This is a genomic window from Qipengyuania pacifica (genome assembly GCF_019711555.1).
Lineage (GTDB): Bacteria > Pseudomonadota > Alphaproteobacteria > Sphingomonadales > Sphingomonadaceae > Qipengyuania > Qipengyuania pacifica.
Genome location: NZ_JAIGNQ010000002.1, coordinates 598,735 through 610,609 on the forward strand (window position 1 = coordinate 598,735; position 11,875 = coordinate 610,609).

8 protein-coding genes are annotated in these 11,875 nt (G+C 62.4%); 1 reads left to right on the top strand and 7 read right to left on the bottom strand.

All coding sequences use genetic code 11. The annotated features are described in order from the left end of the window. Nucleotides 1-2 precede the first annotated feature (2 nt). The 4 genes from K3177_RS08170 to K3177_RS08185 form a co-directional block, all read right to left on the bottom strand. Nucleotides 3-4,214 carry a translocation/assembly module TamB domain-containing protein gene (locus tag K3177_RS08170; protein WP_221597846.1) on the bottom strand — a complete coding sequence of 1,404 codons (4,212 nt, stop codon included), beginning with the start codon at nucleotides 4,212-4,214 and terminating at the stop codon, nucleotides 3-5. Beyond that, the gene (locus K3177_RS08175) at nucleotides 4,214-6,439 is read right to left on the bottom strand and encodes an autotransporter assembly complex protein TamA (protein WP_221597847.1); all 2,226 of its coding nucleotides are present in this window, start codon (nucleotides 6,437-6,439) and stop codon (nucleotides 4,214-4,216) included. Before K3177_RS08175 ends, K3177_RS08170 begins: the two co-directional genes overlap by 1 nt. Then, nucleotides 6,354-7,196, bottom strand: coding sequence for an arginyltransferase (locus K3177_RS08180; RefSeq protein ID WP_103022735.1), 843 nt, complete (start codon nucleotides 7,194-7,196; stop codon nucleotides 6,354-6,356). Before K3177_RS08180 ends, K3177_RS08175 begins: the two co-directional genes overlap by 86 nt. Before the next feature lie 173 nt (nucleotides 7,197-7,369). Then, complete coding sequence (locus K3177_RS08185) at nucleotides 7,370-8,623, bottom strand: threonine ammonia-lyase (RefSeq protein ID WP_221597848.1); 1,254 nt, start codon at nucleotides 8,621-8,623, stop codon at nucleotides 7,370-7,372. 110 nt (nucleotides 8,624-8,733) lie between these two features. Here K3177_RS08185 and K3177_RS08190 point away from each other — a divergent pair, with 110 nt between their 5' ends. Further along, nucleotides 8,734-10,383: an amidohydrolase gene (locus K3177_RS08190; protein WP_221597849.1), complete on the top strand. Its 1,650-nt coding sequence runs from the start codon at nucleotides 8,734-8,736 to the stop codon at nucleotides 10,381-10,383. Here the strand turns inward: K3177_RS08190 and tatC are convergent. Genes tatC through tatA form a run of 3 tightly spaced genes read right to left on the bottom strand, consistent with a single transcriptional unit; the run spans nucleotide 10,368 to nucleotide 11,849 of the window. Continuing rightward, nucleotides 10,368-11,162, bottom strand: a complete 795-nt coding sequence (tatC, locus tag K3177_RS08195) for a twin-arginine translocase subunit TatC (protein WP_173829939.1) — start codon at nucleotides 11,160-11,162, stop codon at nucleotides 10,368-10,370. The two genes, K3177_RS08190 and tatC, sit on opposite strands and share 16 nt — an antisense overlap. Nucleotide 11,163: 1 nt before the next feature. Next, a complete protein-coding gene (gene tatB, locus K3177_RS08200) occupies nucleotides 11,164-11,598 on the bottom strand; it encodes a Sec-independent protein translocase protein TatB (RefSeq protein ID WP_221597850.1) in 435 nt (144 codons plus the stop codon). 23 nt (nucleotides 11,599-11,621) lie between these two features. Next, nucleotides 11,622-11,849 carry a twin-arginine translocase TatA/TatE family subunit gene (gene tatA, locus K3177_RS08205; RefSeq protein WP_103022561.1) on the bottom strand — a complete coding sequence of 76 codons (228 nt, stop codon included), beginning with the start codon at nucleotides 11,847-11,849 and terminating at the stop codon, nucleotides 11,622-11,624. Nucleotides 11,850-11,875: the final 26 nt, after the last annotated feature.

Below are 11,875 nucleotides of genomic sequence, written 5' to 3' on the forward strand. Positions count from 1 at the left end.
GGTCAGTAATCGCGGCTGATTTCGGCGACGACGCTTTCGCGCCCGACCGTCGACACGGCAGCGAGTAGCGACAGCCAGCTGGTCACACGGAATTCCACTTCCGTAGCGCTGTAGCCGCGTCCATCCGTGATGATTTCCGCGTAGAAGCGGCGCCCGAAATTCTTGCCCAATGCGACGCCCGTGCCGCGGCCCAGTGCGGGATCGGCGCTTACGATACGCAGGCGATCGAGCCCGATCGCCGAGCGCAACTGGTTGATCGGGTCCATGCCGCCCCCGCCGCGCAGACTGGCCACGGCCGCGCCAAGCTGCAGAGCGTCGGTCGCCGAGAGGCTGGTGACCGAACCACCGAAGAGCAGGCGGGCCAGCAGTTCCTCTTCCGGCAGGGAGGGGTTGGACGTGAAGGTGATTTCGGGCTGCGTCGCGCTGCCCCGGACGTTCGCTTCGACGTTCAGGCCATCCCGGTCCGTTTCCGCACGAATGTCGAGCAGGGGATCGATCGGCGCGTCCACATCGAATTCGATCTCGCCGCGGGTCAGTTCGAAGCGGGTTCCGGCAAAGGTGTAGTTGCCGCGAACCACTTCCGCCCGCCCGCCGATGCGCGGATCGGACGTATTGCCGCGCAGGACGATGTCCGCAGCCCATTCGCTGTCCAGTCCCATGCCATCGACATCGATCCGGCTGCTCGCCTTGGCATTGATGAGGTATTGCCAGGGCCGGCCGGCCGCCACCTGCGGATCGCGGTTGGCGGGCGTATTGATTTCGCGCGTGGCGATTTGCGGGACACGCAGATCGTCGGCCGCCGTGCCCAGCGTCCAGCTGGCCCGGTTGACGCGGACCTTGCCTGCAATCGTCCCGCCGAGCCCGTCCGATACGATCCGCAGCGGTCCGGTGACCGTGGCGCTGAGGCCGCCCGTATCGAGCAGGCGCGCATTCTTGGCCGAGGCGCGCAGATCGATGATCGGCCCGCGGATTTCCAGTACCCTGCCCTGAACCGTCTCGCCCAAAGTCCGCAGATCGACGATGCCGCTGCCGCTGACGCTGCCGCCGTTGACCGCCGTACCGGCAAAGCGCGTAAGCTGGAGGCGCGACCCCTGGAACCGGCCGCGCATGGCAATATCGCGAATGTCGGTGCCCGACAGCGAACTGCGCAATTGCAGGCTGTCGCCCGAGATGGAGCCGCGCACCGTGGGATCGCGCAACGTGCCGGTTGCATTTGCGGCGATGGCGATGGGGCCGGTTATGTCGAACGTATCTAGAGCGGCGAGCCGCCACAGGCTTTCCGCAGCACCGCGATAGCGTAGCTGGCCCGACAGGCGGCCTGCCCGCAGCCGTTCGGTGAGGATACCCTGCTGCGGCAGGCCGGTGATCCGCGCCTGCACACGCCCGCGCTGGATATCCTCGTTCTGCAACAGGGCACGCGCCTGAAGATCGCTCTCGGTCAGTTCCGCCACCAGCGAGACGTTTACCGGGCGCGACGTCAGCACGAGGCCGGAGCGCGTCAGCCCTTCGATCTTCACCTTGGCTTCGCCCACCGGCACCATGTCGGCACCGGTGCGATAATGGACCGTGCCCGAAATCGTCCCGCCAAGGCCGGTATCGGCTTTCGCGACATCGATCAGGGAGAGCGGCATGCGGGCGAGCTTGAAATCGAAATCGAGATCCCTGCCGCCGAAATCGCCGGACACGATCATCCCGCCATCGCCATAGGAGAATTGCGTCGGCGCGAGGCGCCAGCCCCCGCCGTCCAGACTTGTGAGCACGGCGCGGCGCGGCATGGAAATGCGGCGACCGGCAAACCGACCCTGTGCGGCGAGCGCGATGCGATCGGGCCGGATGGTCGCATTCGCATCCAGCACGAAGCGCCCGCTGCGCCTGCCCGAGAGCGAGGCATCCACCCGCCCGACGCCGTTCTCGACCTCGCCGCGGGCTGCAAGCTGGGAAATGAACAGCGTGCCGTAAGACAATCCGGCTGCCGTGCCTGAGCCGGAAAAGCTCGTGTTGCCATCGCGAATGAGACCCGTCGCATCGATATCCGCCCGGGTGATGCGCAAGGGCGTATCGCCGCCAAAACGCGCATTGCGGGCTCGCAGGTCGACCTTGAGGCCCTGTCCGCCGCCGCGCGGCGTCAGCGCCACGGTCCCGTCGAGGCCGCCACCGGCGAAAGCGAGCGTGCCGTCCGCGCCGCCATCCACCAGCGCAATGGCGCCGGTGACACTGGTGTCGGACACGCGCATGGTCTCGATCGCGATGCGGGTCGGACCGCCGGACGGTGCGATAAGGCCAAGCTGGCCGGCAAAGGGTCCGAGCACCGAATTGCCTTCGGTATCAATGGCGAAGCCCTCGTCTGACGGAGCGATCGCCACGCGGACATTGTCGAGTCCGGTCGCAGGCCGTGCGAAAACCAGAGCGGCGCTCGGCCCGGCGTCGGTGAGGCTGGCTTCTACGGTGAAGGAGCCGAAATCGGTATGCGTGCCCTCCCCTGCAAGCTGGGTAGTCCCGTCGCGAACGCTGCCGTCGAGCGCCATCTGCACCTTGCTTGCATCGATACGCAGACGGTTGAAATCGAGCGGGGCATTGCCGCCCAACGCAACCCCGCCGCGCACGCGAATGGGTGTGCCCGCGAGGTTGGCCAGCGTCGCGTTGGTAACAGGGGCAATGCGCGCATCGAGATCGGCCGAGAGCCGCCACGGTGATTGCGGTGCGAGGGCAAGCTGGATGACCGCGGTCCCGTTCAACGTGCCTACGTTGTCGAGCGCCAGCCGTTCTGCGCGGATCGGCCCGCGGATCTGGTATCGTCCCGCGGACAGATCACCGCGAAGAGCCAGATTGGCCGAGGTGCCGGGGAACACAAGACGCAGATCGTCCGACAGAAGGGTCGACCCGCTCAGCACAAGCGTGCCGCGCCCGGTGCCGTTCACCAGGCGCGGATCGAGCATGGCATTGCCGCTCGTCACCCGCGAAACCGCAAGCCCCAGGGGCAGCGTCCACCGTGTGCCATCGTACCGGGCAGTGCCCTGCTGCCGGAGGCCAGCCAACTTCGTACCGCCGATGTCGACTTCGCCCACCGTCAGATCGTGGCGGATCGCGAGATCCGAAAAGGCCCCGTCGACCGTCGCATCGATCCGCCCGTTGCGCAGGCCGATACCTTCGCCGAGCAGGTTCGGGTCGCGCACGGAAGCGGCGAGTTCGATATTTTCTGCCCTGTTGTCCGCAAGGTCGAGCAGGCCATTGGCATCCAGGATCAATCCACGCCCGGCCATCATCACACGGCCATCGAAGCGGCGCTGGTCTATCGCGATGTCCGCTTTAAGTGCGACATCATCGCCCAGCGCACGCGCGGGGATACCGCTGAGGAAATCCGACGGATCGAACTTTCCAAGGAGGCCCAGACGTCCCGATGCATTGGTAATCCGCATTGCGGCGATGCGAGCGTCCTCGCTACGGACCAGCAGGCTGCCGGACCATTGCGACCATGTGCCATCCCCGCGAATGCGTGCGGTGTAGGGGGCATCGAGACCGGCCATGGCTGTGATCGGACCATTTGCCGATGCATCGACATCCAGGGACAGGTCGAAGGTATCGCCGTCCGGTTCGGCATCCAGCAGCAGCGCGAGCCGGTCCCGTTCGCCCAGACGGCCGTCGATATCGACCATGAGGCGACTGTCGGTGACATTGGCACTGCCGGTGATATCGACGCGCTGCGGACGGTTGCCGGCGATACCGGGAGCAAGGGTCAGATTGTCTATTTCGAGCCGGTCGATCGAGATATCGAACCCGGGGAGTACGGGATTGTCTTCTTCGCTTGGCAAGAATTCCGGAGTGCGCGCGAGAGTAGCCCGGCGAGCGGCGAAGCTGTCGATTTCCAGCCGGTTGGAAAGCCAGCCCCCCGGATTCCAGTCGATTTCGGCGCGAGGTATGGTGAGAAAGACGCCTTTGGGATCGGACAGGCGCACATCGTGAAGGACCGCCGCCCCGTAGAGATTACCCTCTATTCGTCCGATCCGGATGTTGAGGCCGTTGGGGAAAGTGCGTTCCGCAATGCGGCTGGCGATGAAGCGTTCACCAAGCGGCGTATTGAGAACGACAAGCGCCCCAACGATCAGAAGTACGAAAGCGGCCGCAATGCCGAGCAGCCACTTGCCAACGCGCCCAACGCGAAGGCGCCGCCGGGCCGGACGTTCCTCGATGTCAGCGGCCGGTTGATCGGTGGCCATCAGAAAGCCTGACCCAGCGAAATGTAGACCCCAACGGGCGAATCTTCTGGTTCTGGGTTTAGCGGAATGCCCACATCGAGCCGGATCGGGCCGAAACCGGTGGTGTATCGCACACCTACACCGGCGCCGAACTTGATGAAGCGGAAGTCGGGCACTGTGTCGATCGAGACGCTACCGGCATCGATGAAGGGCACGACGGAGAGCGCGCCGTCGAACAGACCGGTGCCGACACGCGCTTCCAGGGATGCTTCGACGAGGCTGCGCCCGCCCGTCGGTTCGAGCAGATCGTTCTTCGGTCCGATCGCCTGGAAACCATAGCCACGGACAGAACCGCCGCCACCTGCGTAAAGCCTGCGTGACGGTGCGATGCCAGCCAGTTCGGCACCCTGAATGCTGGCAAATCTTGCGCGAGCGGCGATCACCGTCCTCTGGCCTACGGACTGATAGAAGGACGCGTCCGCCTGATTCCTCAGATAATAATATTGCTGGCCGCCCGTGCGGGAGGTTTCCGGACCGAGGAATCCGGTCAGGCGAAAGCCACGCGTTGGATCGAGGAGTGAATCGCTGGTGTCGATGGTGGCCCTGCCAAAAAGCGAGGCGATGAAATAGGTCTGACGGGGGCGCGGAATGCCGCCAATCACCCGGTTGCGTTCATCGGTCGCGAGGATTTCCATGCCGATGCCCCAAGCCAGCGGCTTCTGGAACAACAGGGTGGATGTGCGTTCGTATGTGCCGGTCAGCGCCACCGTGTCGGCATCGTAAGCAATGGTGTCGATACTCGATGCATAGACGTCCGCGGTAAGAACCTTGTCCCTGCCACCCAGATTGTTCCTGCGGAAGGTTACACCGGCGAGCTGTTCGCGCGTTCCGATAATCCCGCGCAATCGCAGAGAACCTTCAGGCGGGAACAGGTTGCGATGTTCCCAACTTGCCTGAAGCCGGATACCTTCTTCCGAACCGTAGCCGACGGCGCCCGATATGGTGCGCAGTTTGGCCCGCTCCATCGTGACATCCATAGCGACCACACCGGGCTCGTCACCACGGGGAGGCACGACTTCGCGGGCCTGCACATCGACGGTGGAGACCAGGCTGGTAGCCGTAATTGCACGGCGCAGGTCGAGCTCGATACTGCGCTTGTACACATCCCCCGGGTCGAAACGGGCGATCGTGGCAAGGTGGCGGCCGGAAAGGAATTCCTCGTCGTTGCTGACTACATCCCCGAACACATACTTGCCCTTGGGCCGCACATGCATGGTCAGGTCGCCTTGCACCCGTTCGTGATCGATCAGCAGTTCGGGTTCGTCGATTTCGGCAAAGGCGTATCCGCTTTCGCCCAATGCCCGATCGAGGTTGAAACGCTGCGTGACGATCGTGTCCGACTGGAGATAGTCGCCAACCTTGATATCGAAAGACTGACGCAGAGTTCCGGCATCTACTGCCGTGTCGAGATCGCCGAGATCGATCGCACCATATGTATATCGTGCACCCGGAATGACATCGAACCGCACGCGAGGCCGCCGATCCGCCGAATCCTCTCCGGCCCGGCGGGTACCGATCGTGCGGATGACCTCGCCTTCGTAGTAGCCATAGACCCGAAGCAGCGTTTCGAGGAGTTCTTCGTCCTTTCGGGCACGGGCGGCAAGCTGCGCGACATTTTCGTCGCCGTCGCCCAGTTCCTCGATGGTTGAAAGAGCTTCGAACCTGTCGACGAAATCCTCGCGCTCGCTGAAGGGCGGCTCCTTCTGCGGGAATCCCAGCACCAGCGAGCCCGACAGTTCCTCGACATCGGTTTCGTCGAATGCCAGCCGCGGTGCATCGTCGAGCAACTGAACGAATTCGATATCCTCTTCCGGCTCGAGCGGAACGAGCGGATCGAGATCGACATCTTCCGGCCAGGCGATCGACATGTCGGGCGCTTCGGAAATCGGAGTTTCCGCATCGAGCTGAGATCCTGCCTCGGCTTGCGAGATGACCTGTTCGTCCGTGCCCTGCTGCGCCCAGTCATCGGGGCTTTCGACGGCGCTGTCCGGTATGAGCTCATCGAGCGAAGAGGTGGCAGGACTATCCTGCGCAGCCAAGGGAGTGGCGCCCGCCAGCGCGATTGCTGCCAGACAGGTTCCGATAACGGACCCCGCAATATCAGTCGGTAATGCGATATTCCGCTGCGAGCCCGTCCTTTGCGGGGAGAGCTTCTTCGCGGCGCCGGCCCCGTGGAGCGGTTGCATTGGCGATAAGACGCTTCTGCTCCCTTTCGGGCATGCGTTCCCATCCACCGCGGGTAAGGCGTTCGAGCGGCCGATAACGGACCTTGTACTGCATCCGCTCTGCCCCTTCGACCCAATAGCCCAGATAGACATAGGGCAGGTCTCGTTCCGCCGCTCTGCGGATGTGGTCGAGAATGATGTAGTTCCCAAGCCCGGCGCGTCCCTCGTGGTCAGGATCGTAGAAGCTGTAGATCATCGACAGCCCGTCACCCTGATAATCCGTGAGGCAAGCTCCGACCAAGCGCCCCTGCTCGGCACCGATCCCCGGCTCACGATATTCGATCACATAGCTAGATACGCTGGTGTGTTCCACCATATCTGCGAAATCGGTTTCTTCCATCTGCGTCATCCCGCCACCGGGGTGACGTGCAGCGAGATATTTCTGCAGCAGTTCGAACTGTTCCGCGGTGGCCCATGGGCGGCATTCCGTGGCGATCAGATCGTCATGGGCTTTCAGCGTGCGTTTCTGTGTCGACGATGGCTGGAATTCATCCGCCACGACACGCACCGAGACGCAAGCCTGGCAATCGAGACAGGATGGGCGATAGGCAACCGTCTGACTGCGGCGAAAACCGATGCGGCCCAGCGCTTCGTTCAGTTCGTCGGCATTGTCGCCGCGCAGTTCGGTGAACACCTTGCGTTCGCTCTTGCCCGGCAGATACGGACACGGCGCAGGGCTGGTCACGAAAAAGCGCGGGAAGCGAATCGGTGCGGTCACTTTCGGCTGCATCCTTTCAGAGGTTAAGAAATCCTTACCTGTTAGACGCATCAATGCCAGACGCGATCCAGCGTTAAAACCCTCTTAACCATGAAAAGCGCAGGTCATCCGTCGAATTACTCGAAACGGAGGGAAAAATGGTAGGCTCGGATGGGCGGCATGCCGCCCGCCAGTCAGGCCAGTTCGGCCATTTCGACTACATATCCCTTGTCGCGCAGCGAGTTCACGAGCCGGTCGATCTGTTCACCGTCGCGCGCTTCGCATTCGATTTCCGCCGTCAGGCCTTTGGCCGGTAATGTGGTGAAAATGCGCTGGTGATAGATTTCGATGATGTTGACGTTGTGTTCGTTGAACTCGCGCATGACCTTGAACAATGCGCCTGGTCGGTCCTGCAACACGATCTGCAAGCGAGCAAGACGCCCGGATCGCGCAAGGTCGCGCAGGAGCACATTGGCGAGCAGGCGCGTGTCGATATTGCCGCCGCACAGGACGAGGCCGACGGTCTTTCCCCTGAACTTGTCCGGGTTCGACAGGATAGCTGCAAGGCCCGCAGCCCCCGCACCTTCGACAACGGTCTTTTCGATCTGCAGCAGAAGCGCGACCGCATGTTCGAGGGCCGCTTCTGGCACCAGAAGCACATCATCGACCAGTTCGGCGATAATCTGGCGGGTGAACTGCCCGGGCGCCTTCACGGCAATGCCTTCCGCCAGCGTATCGCCGCCACAGGGACGCTCGTCACCCGTTACTGCCGAATACATCGATGGGTAGAGTTCGGCCTGAACACCGACCATTTCGATATCGGGCTTGAGCGCTCTGGCCACGGTGGCCATCCCGCTCATCAATCCGCCGCCGCCGATCGGCACGACAAGACAATCGAAATCGTCCTTGTCCTCGATCATCTCCAGCGCGACCGTGCCCTGCCCGGCCGCAACCAGAGGATCATCGAACGGGTGGACAAAGGTTAGGCCGCGTTCCTTTTCCAGTTCGCGCGCATGGGCATAGGCCTCGTCGAAGGTCTCGCCGAAGAGCGTGACATTCCCGCCCACGCTTTCGGTCTGCATGACCTTAACGCTGGGTGTGGTCTGCGGCATTACGATGGTGACCGGAACGCCCAGACGCCGGCCGTGATAGCTCAACCCCTGGGAGTGATTCCCGGCGGATGCCGCGATCACGCCCCGCGCGCGCTGTTCCTCGTTGAGATGGAGCAGCGCATTGAGCGCGCCGCGTTCCTTGTATGCGGCTGTGAACTGGTGATTTTCGAACTTGAGCCAGATGTCGGCCCCGGAAATTTCCGACAGGGTCTGCGAGCGCAACATCGGCGTCCGGACCACGGCACCTTCGATACGCGCAGCGGCAGCGCGCACATCGTCGAGGGTAAGGAGCTCGGTCGCCTTGGCGGCAGCACGGACGGAAGATGCTTCGTTCATGTTAGCGGCCCTACGGCTAGGCGCCATGCGACGCAACGTCCGAAAGGGTTTGCCTGCAGCAAGCTATGCCTTATCGGATGCCGCTGGAAACGAGCACTGGATCGCCTGAAATGAAGTTCAAACTCCTTGCCACCACCTTTGCTTTTGCACTCGCCATGCCAGCCGCGGCCGACGTGCTGGTCGACAATGTGGAAGGGATTACCTTCGACGAAGATGGCAAGATCAAACGGTTCAATGCGCTGGTCATCGATGATGACGGCAAGGTCGCGCAGATCCTGTCATCGAAAGACAAGAAACCCCAGACCGATTACCGCGAGAACGGCAGGGGCGCGGTCATGATCCCCGGACTGATCGATGCTCACGCGCATGTGATGGGCATCGGCATCGGTGCGCTGACGCTGGATCTGTCGGAAACCAATTCGCTTGAGGAAGCACTGGACAAGATCCGCCGCTTTGCTGCCGAGAACGAGTCGCGGCCGTGGATTCTCGGACGTGGCTGGAACCAGGAGAAATGGGGCCTTGGCAGATTTCCAACGGCTGCCGAACTCGACAGTGCGGTCTCCGACCGGCCAGTTTATCTGCAGCGCGTGGACGGCCATGCCGGCTGGGCGAACAGCATAGCCATGCAGGCTGCTGGCATCACTGCAGAAACGAAGAGTCCGGAAGGTGGCCGCGTGGAGCGGATGGCGGGATCACAGCAGCCCTCGGGCGTGTTCGTCGATGCCGCAGAAGAACTGATGACGCGCGCCATTCCGGCGCCGCGCCCGAACGAGCGCGACCTTGCCTTCGCAGAAGCACAAAAAGTCCTGAACAGTTACGGGATCACTGCTGTCGCGGACATGGGAACGACCATCGAGGACTGGCAGGCATATCGCAGGGCAGGCGACAAAGGCGCCCTTACCGTGAGGATCATGTCCTATGCCGCCGGTCCCGAGCAGATGGAACTTATTGCTGGCGCCCGGCCTTCGCCCTGGCTTTATGACGACAAGCTGCGGATGAACGGGATCAAGATCTATCTCGACGGCGCACTCGGCAGCAGGGGCGCGTGGCTGAAGCAGCCCTATGCCGACGATCCGGGCAATACCGGACTTCCGCTCACTGGCCCCGCCAAACTGCGCAACGTACTGGTGCGCGCCGCCCAGGGGAATTTCCAGCCCGCGATCCACGCCATCGGGACCGCGGCGAATGAGGATGCACTGGACGCGATCATAGAGATTGCCGAAAGCTTCCCGGGTGATCGGCGCTGGCGCATCGAGCATGCGCAGATCGTCGATCCGGTCGACCTGCCCAAGTTCGGTCAGGACGGCATTATCGCGTCCATGCAACCTGTTCATCAGACGAGCGATCGCGTCATGGCAGAAGCCCGGCTCGGCCCCGACCGTCTCGCCGGCGCCTATGCATGGAACTCGATCCTGAAGGCGGGTGGACGGCTGGCTTTCGGGTCCGATGCTCCGGTCGAATCGCCTGACCCGTTTGCAGCACTGGCCGCTGCGACGACGCGCATGGATGCGAACGGCGAGCCATTTGGCGGCTGGCACCCCGAAGAACGCGTGAACCGTGAACAGGCGCTGGCGGCCTTCACCAGCGAAGCCGCCTACGCAGGGTTTGCAGAGGGCCGCTTCGGCAAGCTGCTACCCGGCGAACGCGCCGATTTCGTTCTCATCGATCGCGATCCCCTGATCTCCAGTCCGGGAGAGTTACGGGCCACCAAGGTGATCGAAACCTGGGTGGGTGGACGGAAGGTCTACGACGCGGACTGAGGCTCTTCGGGCTTTTCGACGACTGCTTTCCGGCGTTTCTCGGTCAGACGCATCAGCACCAGCGAGCCTTCGAACAAGAGCAGAAGCGGAATTGCGAGCAGCAATTGCGAGCCGGGATCGGGCGGTGTGATGATGGCCGCGACCGCAACCACGAGCACGACCACATACCGCCTTGCCGCCACAAGCTGGTCGCGGGTTACGATCCCTGCCCGATGTAATAGCAAAAGCAAGACGGGCAGGAGGAAGCTCATTCCGAAAGCGAGAATGAACTGCATGACCAGACCGAGATACTCGTTTGCGGTCGGAAGCGCCTGAATTTCGAGACCGCCCGCCGTCCCCTGGAAGCCCAGAAACCAGCGAAACGCGGTGGGCATGACGACGAAATAGGCGAGCGACGCTCCCATCAGGAAAAGGATGGGCGTGGCCAGAATAAATGGCAGGAAAGCCTTCTTCTCGCGCGCATAAAGCCCTGGGGCAACGAACGCCCAAAGCTGATTGGCGATAACCGGGAAGCTCAGACAGAACCCGGCGAACAGCGCCACCTTCAGCTCGACAAAGAACACTTCGTAGAGCTTCGTGAAGATGAGCTGGCCTTCCCCTTCGGGAAAGGCATTCTTGAGCGGCTGGATCAGAAACCCGAGAATGGGATCGGCGAAGTACAGGCACACCCCGAAGGCCACCACCAACGCGAGCACGCATTTTACGAGCCGCGAGCGTAGTTCGATCAGATGATCGAGAAGCGGTGCCTGGCTTTCGTCGATGTCTCTTATCACCGCCATGTCAGCTGTCCTTCCCCGAACCGGGAGGATCGAGAGGCAGTGGCGGTTCGTTCGAATGCTCCGGCGCCTTCACCGGTGCAGCGCGCCTGATCGCAGCTTCCGCCGCGGCATCGGCATCGGGGACTTCACCTGCCGCCGACAGAGGCTCCATCTCATTCGGCAATAGATTTTCGGGCCCACCACCTTCCGGTTGCGCGCCGTCGGGATACTTTGCCATGATTTCCTTGTTCCGTGCCGCCCATTTCTCCTCCATTTCCTCAATCTCGGCCTGACGAACGACTTCGTCGATCCCGGCACGGAAATGGTTGGACATGCGGCGCAGCTTGCCGATCCAGCGACCAGCCGTACGAAGCGCCCTGGGCATGTCTTTTGGCCCAATCACCAAGATCGCCACAATGACGATCACCAGCAATTCGCTGGCACCGATATCGAACATGGCTGCCTCCGCCCGCTAGCGGATTATTTCGGGTCGGTGGTCTGCTTGACCTGATCTGCGGTCAGGCCTTCGTCCGCAGGCTTTGCGTCATGAGATATCTGCTTGGCGGGCTTTTCTTCTTCATTCATGCCCTGCTTGAAGCTTTTGATACCTTTTCCGAAATCGCCCATCATCTCGGAGATACGGCCACGGCCGAACAGGACGAGGATGACGACGGCGATGATGGCGAGTTGCCAGACACTGAGACCCATGGGACCTTCTTTCTCGGTTATGCAGT